At 48.3% G+C, this 16,695-nt stretch carries 14 protein-coding genes; 12 read left to right on the top strand and 2 right to left on the bottom strand.

From position 1 onward, the window contains the following. Positions 1 to 99: 99 nt before the first annotated feature. Entirely contained in the window at positions 100 to 753 is a 654-nt protein-coding gene (locus IE074_RS00175) for a Spy/CpxP family protein refolding chaperone (RefSeq protein ID WP_189383428.1), read from the top strand. Positions 754 to 897: 144 nt separating this feature from the next. Next, entirely contained in the window at positions 898 to 2,208 is a 1,311-nt protein-coding gene (rlmD, locus tag IE074_RS00170) for a 23S rRNA (uracil(1939)-C(5))-methyltransferase RlmD (protein WP_189383427.1), read from the top strand. Positions 2,209 to 2,247: 39 nt separating this feature from the next. Here rlmD and cfa read toward each other — a convergent pair whose 3' ends face one another. Next, a complete protein-coding gene (cfa, locus tag IE074_RS00165; RefSeq protein WP_189383426.1) occupies positions 2,248 to 3,408 on the bottom strand; it encodes a cyclopropane fatty acyl phospholipid synthase in 1,161 nt (386 codons plus the stop codon). A 353-nt stretch (positions 3,409 to 3,761) separates the two neighbouring features. Between cfa and IE074_RS00160 the strand changes: the two genes are divergently transcribed. The 9 genes from IE074_RS00160 (at position 3,762) to ppa (ending at position 13,150) form a co-directional block, all read left to right on the top strand. Beyond that, positions 3,762 to 4,331: a DUF2889 domain-containing protein gene (locus tag IE074_RS00160; RefSeq protein ID WP_189383425.1), complete on the top strand. Its 570-nt coding sequence runs from the start codon at positions 3,762 to 3,764 to the stop codon at positions 4,329 to 4,331. 60 nt (positions 4,332 to 4,391) lie between these two features. Continuing rightward, a complete protein-coding gene (gene sucC, locus IE074_RS00155; RefSeq protein WP_189383424.1) occupies positions 4,392 to 5,552 on the top strand; it encodes an ADP-forming succinate--CoA ligase subunit beta in 1,161 nt (386 codons plus the stop codon). Between the two features lie 15 nt (positions 5,553 to 5,567). Beyond that, positions 5,568 to 6,449, top strand: coding sequence for a succinate--CoA ligase subunit alpha (sucD, locus tag IE074_RS00150; RefSeq protein ID WP_189383423.1), 882 nt, complete (start codon positions 5,568 to 5,570; stop codon positions 6,447 to 6,449). A 338-nt stretch (positions 6,450 to 6,787) separates the two neighbouring features. Next, entirely contained in the window at positions 6,788 to 7,510 is a 723-nt protein-coding gene (locus IE074_RS00145) for a TerC family protein (RefSeq protein WP_189383422.1), read from the top strand. A gap of 139 nt (positions 7,511 to 7,649) precedes the next feature. Further along, a complete protein-coding gene (gene hemC, locus IE074_RS00140; protein ID WP_189383421.1) occupies positions 7,650 to 8,585 on the top strand; it encodes a hydroxymethylbilane synthase in 936 nt (311 codons plus the stop codon). A 27-nt stretch (positions 8,586 to 8,612) separates the two neighbouring features. Beyond that, positions 8,613 to 9,416: a uroporphyrinogen-III synthase gene (locus IE074_RS00135; RefSeq protein ID WP_189383420.1), complete on the top strand. Its 804-nt coding sequence runs from the start codon at positions 8,613 to 8,615 to the stop codon at positions 9,414 to 9,416. 104 nt (positions 9,417 to 9,520) lie between these two features. Then, a complete protein-coding gene (locus tag IE074_RS00130) occupies positions 9,521 to 11,128 on the top strand; it encodes a uroporphyrinogen-III C-methyltransferase (protein ID WP_189383419.1) in 1,608 nt (535 codons plus the stop codon). A 3-nt stretch (positions 11,129 to 11,131) separates the two neighbouring features. Continuing rightward, complete coding sequence (locus IE074_RS00125; protein WP_189383418.1) at positions 11,132 to 12,580, top strand: heme biosynthesis HemY N-terminal domain-containing protein; 1,449 nt, start codon at positions 11,132 to 11,134, stop codon at positions 12,578 to 12,580. Between the two features lie 33 nt (positions 12,581 to 12,613). Further along, positions 12,614 to 13,150: an inorganic diphosphatase gene (gene ppa, locus IE074_RS00120; protein ID WP_189383417.1), complete on the top strand. Its 537-nt coding sequence runs from the start codon at positions 12,614 to 12,616 to the stop codon at positions 13,148 to 13,150. Between the two features lie 130 nt (positions 13,151 to 13,280). On the opposite strand, the gene IE074_RS00115 is transcribed toward ppa, so the two are convergent. Continuing rightward, entirely contained in the window at positions 13,281 to 16,133 is a 2,853-nt protein-coding gene (locus tag IE074_RS00115) for a valine--tRNA ligase (RefSeq protein ID WP_189383416.1), read from the bottom strand. Positions 16,134 to 16,278: 145 nt separating this feature from the next. On the opposite strand from IE074_RS00115, the gene ndk reads away from it, so the two are divergent. Beyond that, positions 16,279 to 16,686, top strand: coding sequence for a nucleoside-diphosphate kinase (gene ndk / locus IE074_RS00110; RefSeq protein ID WP_189383415.1), 408 nt, complete (start codon positions 16,279 to 16,281; stop codon positions 16,684 to 16,686). Positions 16,687 to 16,695 lie beyond the last annotated feature (9 nt).

The following is a 16,695-nucleotide window of genomic DNA, read 5'->3' as shown; positions in this document are numbered from 1 at the left end:
TAATCAATTGAAAATATTCTGCCATAAGTGCAATTGGTTTGAAACGGGTTATGCCTCAAAATGGCTTCACGTTATCAGTTAACACAAAGGAGCACCATTATGGCTAAGTCAATTTCTTCATTCGTTGTTAAATCTCTTACTGTGGCCACCGCAGCCTTGGCGATCGGTTCGGCATTTTCTGTTGCTACTGCCCAGCCCCAGGATGCTGATGCCCGTCCTGGCATGAACCAAAGAATGGGCGATGGGTATGGCCAATTCAAAGGTGAGCGTGGCTATCATAAGTATCATGGCCAAAAAATGAATGCTCAAGCTGCAATTGTCATTCCCGGTTTTGGCCCTGCAGATCAGAAGCTGGTTGATGACCTGAAACTGAACGATGAGCAAAAAACCAAGCTGCAAGCTGCCCTTGAGGTTAAAAACCAGGCGCGTGGCGAACACCGTGACATATTCAAGAAAGTGTTTGATCTTCGCAAGCAGCAAATAGAGTCTGGCAAGCTTGATCCTAAAGCTTTGCTGGAAGCCGAGAAAGAATTGCGTGCCACTATGCAGGAAAAACGTGATGCACACCAGGCCCAATGGCTGGCTTTGTGGGACAGTTTTACACCTGAACAGCAGGCAACGGTGGGTAAATACTATCAGGAGCGTGCCCGGAAAATGCAAGAGCGTAGGCAAGAGCGTCAGGAAAAACGTGAGCAACGTATGGAAAACAGAGGTAAACAGGCACCGGCTGAACAGGCTGAAGCAAAGTCCTGATTTATTGAATAGTTGTACCACTTAGTATCTATCCTCTCTTTTATCCCGGTTTTTAACCGGGATTTTTTTATGTTTTGCATGGCTTCGTTCACTTGTGTCCATGCTTGAATTTACAATAGGTGCTTCGTTTGGATTGGAACAGTCATGTCTGAAGTATTGTCTATAGAATCATTGGATCTTGAGGCACGTGGCATAGCACGTCGTGAAGGAAAAACCATTTTTGTTCAGGGGGCGCTTCCCACAGAGGTGGTTGAAGCCACTATTCTAAGAAAGAAGCCCTCTTATGAAATTGCACGCACGCAGCGGGTATTGAAGGAGTCCAGCCTGAGGGTCAAGCCCCGTTGCCCAAATTTTGGCATGTGCGGTGGCTGTGCCATGCAGCACCTTGATACTTCCACTCAGGTGGCGGTCAAGCAGCGTGCCCTGGAAGATTGTTTCCAGCATATTTCAAAACTTAAAATACCTCAGGTGCTGGCGCCCATGCACGGACCTGACTGGGGTTATCGTTACCGTGCACGGTTATCGGTGCGCTATGTCAGAAAAAAAGGGTCGGTTCTGGTTGGGTTTCATGAACGTAAAAGCGGCTATGTGGCCGATATGACCGAATGCCATATTCTGCCTAAACATGTTTCTGATTTGCTGCTGCCATTACGCGGGCTTATTGGCAGTTTAAGCGTGCGTGAGCGGGTTCCTCAGATTGAGGTGGCGATTGGGGATGGTGTAACGGTATTAACCATGCGTCACATGGATCCGTTCACACACAATGATCTGGCCTTGCTGGATGATTTTGCGGATAAACATAATATTATCTGGTGGGTTCAATCAAAAGGGCCGGAAACGGTCAAGCCCCTGCACGAAAAAGATGCAGGCAAGCTGGCTTACAGTCTTCCGCAATTTGGTCTGCGTATGGCCTATAAGCCTACGGACTTTACCCAGGTTAATCACCAGATTAACAGGGCCCTTATTGCCAGGGCACTTAATTTGCTAAATGTGCAACCCCAGCACAGGGTGGCTGATTTGTTTTGCGGATTGGGTAATTTTACCTTGCCTTTGGCTACCAAAGCCAAAGAAGTGGTGGGTATAGAGGGCAGCAAAACCCTGACAGACAGGGCGCTTGAAGCCGCAAAAGACCATGGCCTGGAAAGTAAAACAAGTTTCTCAACCCTTAACCTGTTTGAAGTGGATGTTCAATGGTTGCGTGATTTGGGCTATTTTGACCGCATGCTTATTGATCCACCCCGCGAGGGGGCGCTCGAGGTTGCCAGGGCCCTGGCGCAGCTTGCACCAGACGAAAGGCCTAAACGTATCGTCTATGTTTCCTGTAACCCGGCCACCCTGGCCAGGGACGCTGGCGTACTGGTTGAAGGTGGCGCTTACAGGTTAATATCGGCAGGTGTTATCAATATGTTCCCGCATACCGCCCATGTGGAATCCATTGCGGTATTTGAATCTTGAACAGCGGACGTTAAGTGGTTATTGCCGGCTTCGGGTGATTTATAACCTGGGACGCCGGTAACCCCCTTTAACGCCATCCGGAGACAGAACAATCTGCCATAATTGATTTGAGCGAGCCCGGAATGAGCCAGCACAAACCAATAAATAATAACGCCACATGCGATAAAAGCGTTGGAAATACTGTCCCTTGAATTCATGCCAGTGTTTTTCGAAGTTGGCATGCCAGGCCATGAGTGTTTTATCGTAATCCGCCCCAAAGTTGTGGACATCTTCTATCACGAACAGGGATTCCAGTGAATCGGAAATCTGTCCCAGGACGGGCACTTCTCCATTGGGGAAAATATATTTGTCAATCCAGGGGTCGGGATGATGGTCACGGATTTGGCCGCCAATGGTATGCAGCAGAAAAAGGCCGTCTTCTTTCAGGTTGCGACGGGCCACTTCAAAATAGGTACGGTAATTTTTACGTCCAACATGCTCAAACATGCCCAGGCTGACAATGGCATCATATTGTTCATTCAAGTCGCGGTAGTCTTCCAGGCGAAATGAAATGGGCAGGCCTTGGCATAATTGCTCGCCATATTCGGTTTGTTCTTTTGAAATGGTTACCCCTGTGCAGGTAACGCCATAATTTTCTGCGGCATAGCGCATGAAGCTGCCCCATCCACAACCAATGTCCAGGACGTGCATGCCAGGTTTTAAATTCAGCTTCTGGCAAACCAGATCCAGTTTTGCCAGTTGGGCATCGTTCAGATTGCTGGCCTTGTCCCAGTAACCGCAGGTGTAAGTCATGTAGGGGTCTAGCATTTTGGCAAAAAAGTCATTGCCAATATCATAGTGTGTTTCGCCAACTTCCCAGGCACGTGTACGGGTTTGGTGATTAAGAATTTGTGCGCGCAAGCTATACCACAGGGTGCTTAGGTTTTTGATTTTGGCATCCAGTTTGCTGCGCAGGATTATGTTGATCAGTTCATCAATTTGTTGGCAATCCCACATGCCTGCCATATAGCTCTCACCCAGGCCTTTGCTGCCTTGCGCCAGAATCAGGTCGGCCGCTTTGGGGTCATGAATCTGGATGTCCCAGGGATTGTGCCCGTTTATGATGATGCCTGAGCTGGCCAAGAGCTGCTTCAGGTATTCGTAAGACTTGTTATGGACGGCTTTTAGATTATCTGCTCCCGCTAACTCCTGGTTTTTCATGGGCTTTCCTTTTTGGTAGATAAAGAAAACAACACATCGAAGAAAACAATGCTCCAAAAAATGAGGGGCATTGGGAAATACAGGCAATGGATATCTTTTGTATTGTAAGAGTATCCTTCTGTGAATTAGTAGGTATAACTTAACATTGTGACCACGAAATTTCAAACTCAATCCATGAGGTTCTAATGTCTGATGCCACAGGGTCTTGAAGGTTGCAATAAATCGTCAATTGTATTTGATTCTAGGGTAAACCCTATAAATAAACGACGAATTTAAGAATTCATGCATGAAGATTTACAGGTAAGCTATACTTTCCGCTATCTTTCATCAATTGCTCTTGAATTCGTCTCATAATGTCGTTTGATTCTTCAGTACGCCGTAAACCCATTCATACCCGAAAAATAGAAATGAATTCCTTTTTAAGGGAGGATGGGTTGTGGGAGCTTGAAGCCTCCCTGCTTGATGTCAAAGCTTACGATTTCCCCAAACGTAATGGCAGCATAAAAGTAGCGGGTTCGCCGGTACATAATATGAAAATCTGTCTGTTGGTAACAGAGGGCGGAGAAGTGCGCGATGCTCGCGCACATTATGAGGATGCGCCTTACGATCAAGTCTGTTCGGCAATCGAGGCGGATTACAAAGCGTTGATTGGTTTGCATTTGCTCAGGAATTTTCGCAATGCGGTCAAAGAACGCTTTTCCAGAACCTCCGGCTGTACGCATATGTCCGAACTTGTTGTATTATTACCAACGGTTTTTGTTCAAAGTTTGTCTGCATCCCGTAACCGGAAAGAAGCAAGGTCCGGTAAAAAACCTTTTCAGCTTGAAGGTTGCCATGCTCTGGCTTTAACTTCGCCGGTGGTAAAAGAGTTCTATCCCGACTGGTATGTTAATGATGTGCCTGAAGCGGGCAAAATCAATTGATGATGGCCCCCCTGCGTAAGCAGGGCATTTTATTTTTTCCTACATCTATATAGGTAATACATGAAGATCCATGAGTATCAAGGTAAAGAACTTCTGAAGAAGTTTGGCGTTACCGTACCTCGCGGTATTCCCGCATTCTCTGTTGACGAGGCTGTGAAAGCAGCAGAAACACTGGGCGGACCGGTTTGGGTTGTCAAAGCCCAGATTCATGCCGGTGGCCGTGGTAAAGGCGGTGGCGTAAAGCTGGCCCGTTCCATTGATGAAGTGCGTCAATTGGCTTCTGAAATCCTGGGCATGCAGCTGGTTACACACCAGACTGGTCCCGAAGGCCAGAAAGTCAAGCGTCTTCTTATTGAAGAAGGTGCCGACATTAAAAAAGAATACTACGTTGGTATTGTCACCGATCGTGCTACCCAGCGCGTTTGTGTCATGGCATCTAGCGAAGGCGGCATGGATGTAGAAGAAGTAGCCGAAGCAACACCCGAAAAAATCCTGAAAGTATTTGTTGATCCGGCCACTGGCCTGACCGATGAAGAAGCGGCAGGACTTGCTCGTGGTATTGGTGTACCCGAGGCATCCGTTGCCAAGGCTGCGGCAGAATTCCAAAAGCTGTACAAGGTATATTGCGAAACTGATTCCTCTTTGGCTGAAATCAACCCGCTGATCCTGACCGGTTCCGGTGATATCATCGCGCTTGACGCCAAATTCAATTTCGACTCAAACGCTCTTTACCGTTTGCCCGAGATTGTTGCTTACCGCGATCTTGACGAAGAAGATCCCGCTGAAATCGAAGCCAGCAAATTTGATCTGGCTTATATCCAGCTCGACGGTAATATCGGCTGCCTGGTCAACGGTGCCGGTCTTGCCATGGCTACCATGGATACGATCAAGCTGTTTGGTGGCGAGCCGGCCAACTTCCTTGACGTTGGCGGTGGTGCTACGGCAGAAAAAGTAACCGAAGCATTCAAGATCATGCTTAAAAACAAAGACGTGAAAGCGATTCTGGTTAATATTTTTGGCGGTATCATGCGTTGCGATGTTATTGCCGAAGGCGTTATTGCCGCATGCCGTGCGGTAAACCTGAATGTGCCTCTGGTTGTTCGCATGAAAGGAACCAACGAAGAACTGGGCAAGCAAATGCTGAAAGATTCAGGTCTTCCCATTATCAGCGCTGACACAATGGCAGAAGCTGCAACCAAAGTTGTTGAAGCAGCCAAGTAAGGAAGGAACACATCAATGTCTATTCTTATCAATAAAGACACTAAAGTAATTACCCAGGGTATTACAGGTAAAACCGGTCAATTTCACACACGCATGTGCCGTGAATATGGCAATGGTAAAGAAGCCTTTGTCGCTGGCGTAAACCCCAAACGTGCCGGCGAAGATTTCGAAGGCGTTCCAATCTACGGTTCCGTTAAAGAAGCCAAGGAAGAAACCGGCGCTACCGTTTCGGTTATTTATGTGCCACCAGCAGGTGCTGCTGCAGCCATCTGGGAGGCAGCCGAGGCTGACCTGGATCTGGCTATTTGCATTACGGAAGGCATTCCGGTTCGTGACATGCTTGAGCTACGTAACCGTATGCGTGCTGAAAACAAGAAAACCATGTTGTTGGGCCCTAACTGCCCTGGCTTGACCATTCCTGATGAAATCAAGATTGGTATTATGCCTGGCCATATTCACCGTAAAGGTAAAATCGGTATCGTTAGCCGTTCCGGTACATTAACCTATGAAGCCGTTGCACAGGTTTCAGAATTGGGTATGGGCCAGTCTGCAGCAGTGGGTATTGGTGGTGACCCCATCAATGGCCTGAAACACATCGATATCCTGAAAATGTTTAACGATGACCCTGAAACTGAAGCGGTTATCATGATTGGTGAAATTGGTGGGCCCGATGAGGTTAACGCTGCATTGTGGGCCAAAGACAATATGCAAAAACCAATCGTTGGTTTTATCGCTGGTGTTACAGCGCCTCCAGGAAAACGTATGGGTCACGCCGGTGCCCTGATTTCCGGTGGTGCCGATACGGCAGATGCCAAACTTGAAGTGATGGAAGCTTGCGGTATTCGTACAACCCGCAACCCTTCTGAAATGGGCAAATTGCTGAAATCCATTCTGTAATATGTCTTAGTACAACAAAAAACCGCCACGATCGATATTTTTTGATGGGCGGTTTTTTTGCTTGATGTAAAGGCCGCTATAGTAAGCGGGCACTTGCCATGTTGGCAAGAGAAAGCCCGGCCTGCAACACAGGCTGGTTTGCCAGGCTTATAAGGTTGGCTTTTTCGATTCAAAATCAAAACTACCTTGCGCTGAATTATTATTTGCTGTTTTCCTTTGAAACGCAGTCAATACATGATTCAATACGGGCAGCAATTGGCCATTAAGGCTATTTTGGGCAGGTTATAAAATGCTTCCTGTTCATCAAGTGTCTTCTTAACAAGAAAATAGGTAAAAAGATGTTAGAGTTTTTTCAACAGATTCATTGGGCCGCGATTGGTCAAATTATTCTCATCGATATTCTTCTGGGGGGGGATAATGCCATTATTATCGCCTTGGCTTGTCGAAACCTGCAAAAGGCGCAGCGTATCAAAGGTATTCTTTGGGGTACAGTCGGTGCTATTGGTATGCGTGTGGTGCTTATTTTATTTGCCATGGAAATGCTGAAAGTACCATTTCTCAGGATCGTTGGTGGCGCTTTGCTTGTCTGGATTGGTATCAAGCTGCTTATTCCCGAGGAAGATCACGGTGACGGCATTCAGGCCAGTAGCAGTGTATGGGGGGCGGTTAAAACCATCCTGATCGCAGACTTTGTCATGAGTCTTGATAATGTGATCGCCATTGCTGGCGCGGCAACCAATGCCCACGTCGATCATCAGACCGCTTATGTGATTTTTGGTTTGCTGGTGAGTGTGCCTGTTATTATCTGGGGCAGTACAATCGTTCTGAAAATCATCGACAAGTTCCCGCTGGTTATCCTGTTTGGTGCAGGTTTGCTGGGCTGGCTGGCTGGTGGTATGTTTGTGGGCGATATGTATATTCAAAACACATTCTTCGGGGGCGCAGAATCTCCGGCCACAATCAAGTATACTGCCGAGATCGGTTGTGCATTGCTGGTCATGATCGTGGGCAAGCTTATCGCTGTGCGAAAAGTCGATGCAGCATCGGAAAAGCCTGAATAGCGCGTATTTATTTTAAGGATAGTCAGTTAAAAACATGTCACAAAAACCTAAACTTACCCTGTTGCAACTTTTGTTTGTCCTGGCGGTTATCGGTATTGTTATTGCTGTCCTTGCCAATTATTTTAGATAGGAACCTGCAATGTCAGTACAACCTGAAAAATTGATTATCGCTACACGTGCCAGTCGTTTGGCATTATGGCAAGCCGAATTTGTACAGGCTAAGTTGCAGGCATTGTATCCAGCCTGCCGTGTTGAGCTTCTGACTATGACGACCAGGGGCGATCAGATTCTTGATCGTACCCTGTCAAAAGTGGGTGGCAAGGGTCTGTTCGTCAAGGAACTTGAAACTGCCTTGCTGGATGGTCGGGCTGATCTGGCCGTACATTCCCTTAAGGATGTACCTATGGATCTTGGTTCTCCCTTCCAGCTTGCGGTTGTCATGGACCGGGCAGACCCACGTGACGCATTTGTATCCAATAAATACGAAAAGCTGGCTGATTTGCCCGAAGGGGCTGTAGTGGGTACTTCCAGCCTGAGGCGCGAATCGCAAATCAGGGCCAATTTTCCGCACCTGGTTGTAAAACCCTTGCGTGGCAACCTTGATACCCGTCTTGGCAAGCTTGATAATGGCGAATACGATGCGATTATCTTGGCGGCGGCCGGCTTGCAGCGTCTTGGTCTGCAGGAAAGAATCCGCAGTTGTCTGTCCATACAGGATAGCCTGCCAGCTGCCGGGCAGGGGGCACTGGGTATAGAAATTCTGGAAGCCCGTTCCGATGTGCTGGCCGCTTTACAACCATTGTCTTGCCCTGAAACACTGGCATGCGTAACGGCAGAAAGAGCGGTTTCATCATTCCTGGGCGGTTCTTGTCAAGTGCCTTTGGCTGCTCATGCCGTCATCAATGGTCAAAATCTTACCATTCAGGCATTTGTTGCCTTGCCAGATGGCACTCAGGTATTGCGCGCGCAAAGCAGTGGTCCGGTTGAACAGGCTGGGCAACTGGGTCTGGATGTAGCCAAAGAGCTGCATCGTGCGGGAGCCGACAAAATTTTGGCTACATTGTTGAATAATTAATTGTGTTTTCTTGATTGGCAAGAAAACATGAACAGGCATATTATTCTTACCCGTCCGGCAGGAAAAAACGCATCATTACAATCACTGCTTGTCGCGGCAGGTTATCCGGTTACAGAACTTCCCGCCATTGAACGCTTTCCCCTGCCTTTAAAGGCAGGGGAGCTTCCCGATCTTGCCGGTTATGATCTGGTGTTTTTTGTTAGTGGCTATGCGGTGCAGGTTTTTTTTGAAATGCTGGCGCAATATCACCTCTCTTGGCCAGAAGGCCTTTATGCCGGTGCTGTTGGTATGGCAACAGCCAATGCCTTGCAAGAGCAGGGTGTTCCTGCCAGTCAAATCATTCATCCGGGCCCTGATGCTGAAAATCAGGATTCAGAAGCTTTTTTTGATGAATTGTTTAAAAAAGGTCTTGATAAATTTACCCGGGTTCTGGTGGTTCGTGGTCAGGCCGGTCGTCAATGGCTTGCTGAAAAACTTCAGTCATTGAATGTGCGGGTTGCTTTTTTACCGGTTTATGAAAGAAAGTCCCGGGCATGGACGCCATCTGAAAGCAAAGCAATAATAGCGCTGCTGCAATCAAGTAAAAAAATAAGCTGGCTGTTAACCAGTAAGGAAAGCGTCGATAGCGTATTCAATGAGTTGAAGCGATATGAGCTTGTTCAATACTGTCTGGATCATCATTTTTTGGTAACTCACCCAAGAATTGCGGCGCAGATTCATGAGCATTTAAAAGAGGCTATGGTTCAGGGGAATTTGCCTGGAAAGGCGGTTGTAATTAATATATGTCAACCAAGCGATGCCTCAATATTTGAGATGTTAACCATGTCTTAAGTAAAATGGGCGTCATCTTCCACTACAATGCGATTATGAGAAAGAAGCTAACACGCCATACTTCACATTCCAAAAACCATAGTCTCAGCAAGGGATCAAAAAACATGGATGAAAAAAAACAGGAAAATATTCAATCTTCAGACCCTAAGGAATTGAATGCGCCACAGGAAAATCAGCATCATAACCGTACAGATAAGGTAACACCTGCAGCTGCTTCCGATGCCGTCGAGCATGAACAATCTATGTCTGGTGAAAAGTCTGCATCGCCAGCTTCGGCTTCAGGGCAAAAGTCTGGCATTAATAAAAAAGTGCTTGGTGCGGCTGCTGTTGTTGTGGCGGCGGTAGTGGGTGGGGCGGTTTACATGACGCAGCAATCCCAAACCGGAGGCATGTGGTCAAACGGCAATCCTGCTTCGCGTACAACACCGCTTTCCAGTCAGTCAGAACCGATTTCCAATGTTTCTGCGCCAGAAGCGCAACAAGGCAGTACTCAGTCAGAGACAAGCCCGGCGCAAACTGATAGCGCGAACAACATTGCGGCAACAGCAGATGCGGAATCTGTACCGTCTGCGGTAACCGCACAAGATGGTGCTGCTACTCAGTCAAGCACTGAAGAAACGGCAACAGGTGGAGAAAGCACGGCGCAACAGGCAAAATCCATTAATCCAGAAGAAAGTGCTTTGGCTGAAACTGCTCAAAATGCAGCCCACCCGGATGTCGCCACTGCCGATTTAACCGTAAAAGAAACCGAGCCGGTTCATGCTGATGCCAAGGCGGGTAATGAAAGCCAGATGGATGGTGCGCTTAAGACACAACTCGACTTGCAAACCGAACAGATTAATCAGCTGAAAACCGAGTTGCAGCAAATGCAGGAGCAGTACGCTGAATTGCTGGAGCAACGGTTGAACAGGGCGGATGTTGATGTTAGCCTGTTTGTCGTCAATGATGTTTCCCGCCTGGTGCAATCGGCTGACAACGAGTTAAGTATTGCCGGTAATTTGCCCAATGCCATTCGTGCATTGGAAATGGCGCAGCAAACCATACGCCGTGCAAACAGTCCAGTCCTGGCCGGGCTTGCCGGTGCCATTTCTTCAGATATCGTGATGCTTAAATCAGCACCGGTCATGAATGAAGAGGCCCTTTTCAAGGAAGTCGGGAAATTAATCGAGATGCTGGATCAGGCGCCACTCATTTCACCCGATCGGGTCGATCATCTATCTACTGTTTTGCCGGTACATACCAATGCTCTTCCGGGCGAGCCGGATGGTCAGGCAACTGCCAGCCAGGATTTGAGCTGGCATGAAAAAGCCTGGCAAGAGATTAAATCCTGGCCTTCACAGGCCATGGGTTTACTGAAATCCGATTTGGGGGGGCTGGTTCGCGTCGAGAAACTTGATGATCCAACGGTGGCCCTCATTTCAGCAGGACAGGCTGCGGCGCTTAAAAACAATCTCAAGCTGGACTTGCGATTTGCGCAACAGGGTTTGCTGAATGCCCAGCAGGGAATCTGGACCAGCTCTCTTGAGTCAGTACAGGCCGCCTTGCTTAAATACTATAATCAGGATGCACCCGAAACACGGCAGGCACTGGAACAGACCCGCACCTTGCTGGCAATGCCCGTAAGGCCTCAATTGCCACAAATTACACATAGTGTAAAAGCTGTTGAGGAAACCAGAAACCAGATTATCAATCTGGGCAAACCGCAGGAGTAAGCCATGAGGACAGGTTTAAAATTACTTGTGCTGCTCGCGCTTGCTGTGGGTTTTGCACTGATTATCAAAGATTCAAGCGGCTATTTTATGCTTGTAACCGGTGACGAGCGTCGCACGGTTTCCCTGACTACCGGCGTTTTTCTACTGATTATCGCTTTTGTGTTGGCTTATTTGCTGGTTCGCTTTATCGCCACTTTAAGCAATTCACCGGCCAACTTCAAACAATGGCGACTTAAGCGTCATACCAGCAAAGATGTCAGCTTGCTTGAAAAAGGCTGGCTTGAATTGATTGAGGGTCGGGCGGGTTCCGCTGAAAAAGACTTTACCCGCCTTTTTAATCATAGTCACAATCCTTCACGACAGGCAATTGCCAGTTTGGCTGCAGCCAAGGCGGCACATATGTCAGGGCATCATGAACAACGCGACAAGTTGTTGCTGCTGGCTGAAAACAAGTCCAGGAATTTTCCTCGTCTTGCCGAGGCAACCGCTACGGTCAAGGCCGAGTTGCTTCTGGAGCAGGGAGAGTCCAGGCAGGCCCAGGCTTTGCTGGAAGCATTGGATACGGCCAATGGCAGTAACCAGGAACATATCCAGAAACTGTTGCTGCGGGCTTACAAGCAAACAGGCAGCAATGAAAAGCTGTTGCCTTTGGCCCGTATTATGCTTAAAAAAGAACGGGTTGACCGTTTTGAGGCACTAAGGCTGATAGAGCATGCCGCAGCGGGTAATATTAACCACGCAGCCCCTGAGGAGTGGCAATATTTCTGGAAAAGCCTGAGTAGTGATGAGAAAACAATGCCGTTGGTGGCATTGGCGGCGGCTGGGCGCTTTGAGGCCAAAGGTGATAGTAAAAATGCAGGCAAGGTGCTTGAAGATGCCTTGGCTGTTACCAAAGATGCCCGTTTGCTTAAAGCCTATGTGCAAACTGCCGGTGGATCGGTTCAGGATCGATTGGCGATGGCCCAGGGCTGGCTGAAAAAAGATAGCAATAACCCTGAGTTGTTAACAGCCCTGGGTTATTTGTGCCTGAAGGGGCAATTGTGGGGACAGGCAGAACGCTACCTGACCCGTAGCCTGGCCATTCGCAGTGAAACGGCTGCGCCAGAGGCTGGCCAGGAGGTTGTGGTGTCTCGTGATGAGGCCCAGACTCATGCATTGCTGGGAACCCTGTATGACCGTCTTGGGCGTGCGCAAGATGCCATCAGGCATTGGCGTATTGCATCGGCCGCTACTTCGGCATTACCAGTGTTAAATAATGATAGTATTCTACCGGCAGCAGATACAACCGAAGATCCCGATGGTCCGCCTGACAGGAAAAAGCTTGATAATCTGGATGACCGTATAATGTCAACCAAAATTACGGCTGATGCCAATGCCGATTATCAGGTGGATGAATACTTCGATACTGCACCCATACCGGGTTATGAAGCCGAAAAACAAGGCAGAAAATAGTTAATATTTATTTTAATCTTTAAAGGTCATTTTATGAGTTTAGATCGTGTGCCAGCTGGTTCAAATTTGCCAGACGAATTCAACGTAGTTATTGAAATCCCGATGAATTCTGACCCAGTGAAATATGAAGTGGATAAAGACACAGGAGCTGTTTTTGTAGACCGCTTCATGATGACGGCCATGCATTATCCATGCAACTATGGTTATATTCCACAAACCATTTCTGATGACGGTGATCCGGTTGACGTGCTTGTCATGACACCGTTCCCGATTCAGGTGGGTGCCGTTATCAAATGCCGGGCTATTGGTGTGTTGCAAATGGATGACGAAGGTGGTGGTGATGCAAAATTGCTGGCTGTCCCCGTAGACAAACTGTATCCTCTTTACCGCAATATCCAGTCGTCTGCCGATCTTCCTGAACAAGAGTTGAAGCGTATTCAGCATTTCTTTGAGCACTACAAAGATCTGGAACCCGGCAAATGGGTCAAGGTTAAAGGCTGGGAAGGTGTTGAGGCTGCCAAAGCCGAGATTGTTGCCAGTGCGGAAAGATTTGCAAAAGGCTCAAATTAATAGCCTGTAAATTTTAACAGGCGGTTGGTTTTTATTAAGTTGGCCCCAGGAAACCGGATTGCATTCGGTTTCCTGGGGCTTTTAAATAGGTCAAATCAATGCCCTGGCGGGCATTCTGCTGACTATGGTTTTACTTTGCAAGACGGTTTTTTTGCTCGTTGATTTTAGCCAGCAATTCGCTAAAGTTGGCCAGTCTTTCCTTCTCCTGCTCAATGACGGCAGCAGGGGCGCGAGCCACAAATTTCTCATTGCCCAATTTGCCATTGGCCTTTTGTATTTCGGTTTCCAGGCGTTTGGTTTCCTTGTCCAGACGGGCCAGTTCGGCTTCTACGTCAATTTCAACGTTAAGCATCAGATGGGTATCTTCAAGAATTTGCACCGGGGCGCCCAAGTCTGGCAGTTCAGTGACGATATCTACCTGGCTTAATTTACCCAGTGCCTGTAAGTAAGGCGCATTGCGGGCAAGCAGGGTTGCGTCACCCTGGGCGTACATGGGTACTTTTTGCGCAGGAGACAGGCTCATTTCACCACGCAGGGCACGTACAGCCTCTACTTGTGCCTTTAACTGGTTCAATGAGGCCTCGGCTTGCTCATTAAGCAGTTTGGCATCAGGTAATGGGTAAGGTTGCACGCTGATGGAAGTGGTTTCATCAGCTTTGCGCTTGCCTGCGATCAGGGCCACTTTTTGCCATAATTCCTCGGTAATGAATGGAATAATAGGGTGTGCCAGGCGCAAGATGGTTTCCAGAACGTTGATCAGGGTTTGGCGGGTGCCGCATTGTTGTGCAGATGAGCCATGCTGGATTTGCACTTTTGCCAGTTCAACATACCAGTCACAGTATTCATCCCAGACGAAGTGGTAAATGGCGTTGGCGATGTTGTCAAAGCGGAAATCCTTAAACCCTTTTTCTGCTTCAGTGAGCGTTTTTTGCAACTGGGAAAGAATCCAGCGATCGGCAAAAGAGAGTTCGACACCGTCTTTGCCAGAAAGGTCATGGCCTTCCACGTTCATAAGCACAAAGCGGGAAGCATTCCATAATTTGTTGCAGAAGTTGCGATAGCCGCCACAGCGCTTGAGATCGAAATTCATATTGCGGCCAAGCGTGGCATAAGCGGCCATGGTAAAGCGCAGGGCATCGGCACCGTATGCTTCAATGCCATCTGGAAATTCCTTGCGGGTTTCTTTTTCAATCTTGGAGGCCTGTTTGGGGTTCATCAAGCCAGTAGTGCGTTTGGCAACCAGAGGTTCAAGTTCAATGCCATCAATCAGGTCAACGGGGTCAAGCGTGTTGCCTTTGGATTTGCTCATTTTCTGGCCGTTGGCATCAAGGATAAGGCCGTGCACATAAACAAACTTGAAGGGAATCTGACCGGTCAGGTGCATACTCATCATGATCATGCGGGCAACCCAGAAGAAAATGATGTCAAAACCGGTTACCAGTACGCTAGAGGGCAGGTAACGCTTGTAGTCTGGGGTTTCTTCAGGCCAACCCATGGTGGTAAAGGGAACCAGCGCGGAAGAGAACCAGGTGTCCAGGACGTCATCGTCACGGCGCAAGGAGCCGGTAACGCCGGCGGCACGGGCTTTTTGCAGGGCTTCCTGTTCGTCGCGGGCAACAAAAATCTGGCCGTCTTCGCTATACCAGGCCGGAATTTGGTGACCCCACCACAGTTGACGGGAAATGCACCAGTCCTGAATGTTTTCCAGCCACTGGTAATAGGTGTTTGTCCAGTTTTCGGGGTAGAACTTGATTTCACCCGAGCGCACAACATCAAGCGCTGTTTCGGTAATGCTTTTGCCGGGGTTGTAGGTGCCTTCGGGAGCGGGTTTGCTCATGGCCACAAACCACTGGTCGGTCAGCATGGGTTCAATAACGGTTTTGGTGCGGTCGCCACGGGGAACCATTAAGGTATGGGGTTTGACGCTTTCCAGCAACTCAAGGGCCTGAAGATCAGCCACGATTTTTTCGCGGGCCTCAAAACGGTCCATGCCGCGGTAAGCCTCGGGTGCGTCATCGACAATTTTGGCGTCAAGCGTAAGAATGCTGGAAAAGGACAGGCCATGGCGTTGTCCGACGGCATAGTCATTGAAATCATGGGCAGGAGTTACTTTCACTACCCCTGTGCCAAACTCCCGGTCAACGTAATCATCGGCAATAATGGGGATTTCACGGTTCACCAGGGGCAGGATGACGGTTTGTCCAATCAGGTGTCTATACCGTTCGTCTTCAGGGTGTACCATTACCGCAACGTCACCCAACATGGTTTCAGGGCGGGTGGTGGCAACGGTTAAATGTGTCAGCTCGCCCGACGGTTTGCTTAGCGGGTAGCGAATATGCCAAAGGCTTCCTTGCTCTTCACAGCTTTCAACTTCAAGGTCGGAAACCGCCGTGCCCAGCACCGGATCCCAGTTGACCAGGCGTTTGCCACGATAAATAAGGCCCTGTTCATGAAGGCGTACAAAGGTTTCAATAACACCTTTGGACATCTGTTCATCCATGGTGAAATACTCGCGTGGCCAATCGGCCGAGGCGCCAAGTCGGCGTACCTGACTGGTGATGGTGTTGCCTGAAAGCTCTTTCCATTCCCAGACTTTTTCAAGAAATTTTTCACGGCCCAGATCGTGGCGGGAAATATTTTGTGCATCCAGCTGGCGCTCAACGACGATTTGTGTGGCAATGCCGGCATGGTCGGTGCCCGGCACAAAAACGGTATCGTTGCCCAGCATGCGATGGTAACGAATCAAGCCGTCCATGATGGTTTGGTTGAAAGCGTGGCCCATATGCAGGGTGCCGGTCACGTTTGGTGGTGGAAACTGAATGGTAAAGGGCTGGCCACATTCTTCAGAGGCGGTTGTCGTGTATTGTCCTGCAGCGAAAATGCCTTGTTTGTTCCACTCCTGATACCAGTGGGCTTCAAGGTCTTTGGGTTCGAAGCTCTTGGAGAGTTCTTTGGTGTCAATACTGTTAGATTCTTGGTTCATTATGATTCTGATTCCGACGGTTTGGTTATTTTGTTCGCGAAAACCCTTATTTTAAGGTGTAGAAGGTACTTTTTGCATGTTAAAATGCCAAGTTGAGTAAAACTTACTTGAAGTTATTGTTTTTATTGAAATTTTGGAGTATTAAATGGCTGTTGAACGCACATTGTCTATCATCAAACCCGATGCGGTTGCAAAAAACGTTATTGGCGAGATCATTACCCGCTTTGAAAAAGCCGGTCTGAAAGTCGTTGAGGCACGTATGCAACAATTAACCCGTGAAGAAGCCGAAGGTTTTTACGCCGTTCACAAAGAGCGTCCTTTCTTCAATGATCTGGTCAGCTTCATGATTTCCGGTCCTGTATTTATCCAGGCTCTGGAAGGCGAAAATGCCATCCAGAAAAACCGTGACCTGATGGGCGCTACCGATCCTAAAAAAGCAGAACCGGGTACCATTCGTGCCGACTTTGCTGAAAGCATTGATGCAAACGCGGTTCATGGCTCAGACGCTCCTGAAACGGCAGCAGTTGAAATTGCCTATTTCTTTGGCAAGTAATCGGTAATT

Source organism: Advenella faeciporci (assembly GCF_014652395.1).
Lineage (GTDB): Bacteria > Pseudomonadota > Gammaproteobacteria > Burkholderiales > Burkholderiaceae_B > Advenella > Advenella faeciporci.
Note: the sequence above shows the minus strand (reverse complement) of the source record. Positions and strands in the feature narration are given on the sequence as shown.

Bases quoted from the DNA above. Each gene is read 5' to 3' on its own strand.
- IE074_RS00175 (WP_189383428.1), top strand. From the start codon at position 100: ATGGCTAAGTCAATTTCTTCATTCGTTGTTAAATCTCTTACTGTGGCC.
- rlmD (WP_189383427.1), top strand. From the start codon at position 898: ATGTCTGAAGTATTGTCTATAGAATCATTGGATCTTGAGGCACGTGGC.
- cfa (WP_189383426.1), bottom strand. From the start codon at position 3,408: ATGAAAAACCAGGAGTTAGCGGGAGCAGATAATCTAAAAGCCGTCCAT.
- IE074_RS00160 (WP_189383425.1), top strand. From the start codon at position 3,762: ATGTCGTTTGATTCTTCAGTACGCCGTAAACCCATTCATACCCGAAAA.
- sucC (WP_189383424.1), top strand. From the start codon at position 4,392: ATGAAGATCCATGAGTATCAAGGTAAAGAACTTCTGAAGAAGTTTGGC.
- sucD (WP_189383423.1), top strand. From the start codon at position 5,568: ATGTCTATTCTTATCAATAAAGACACTAAAGTAATTACCCAGGGTATT.
- IE074_RS00145 (WP_189383422.1), top strand. From the start codon at position 6,788: ATGTTAGAGTTTTTTCAACAGATTCATTGGGCCGCGATTGGTCAAATT.
- hemC (WP_189383421.1), top strand. From the start codon at position 7,650: ATGTCAGTACAACCTGAAAAATTGATTATCGCTACACGTGCCAGTCGT.
- IE074_RS00135 (WP_189383420.1), top strand. From the start codon at position 8,613: ATGAACAGGCATATTATTCTTACCCGTCCGGCAGGAAAAAACGCATCA.
- IE074_RS00130 (WP_189383419.1), top strand. From the start codon at position 9,521: ATGGATGAAAAAAAACAGGAAAATATTCAATCTTCAGACCCTAAGGAA.
- IE074_RS00125 (WP_189383418.1), top strand. From the start codon at position 11,132: ATGAGGACAGGTTTAAAATTACTTGTGCTGCTCGCGCTTGCTGTGGGT.
- ppa (WP_189383417.1), top strand. From the start codon at position 12,614: ATGAGTTTAGATCGTGTGCCAGCTGGTTCAAATTTGCCAGACGAATTC.
- IE074_RS00115 (WP_189383416.1), bottom strand. From the start codon at position 16,133: ATGAACCAAGAATCTAACAGTATTGACACCAAAGAACTCTCCAAGAGC.
- ndk (WP_189383415.1), top strand. From the start codon at position 16,279: ATGGCTGTTGAACGCACATTGTCTATCATCAAACCCGATGCGGTTGCA.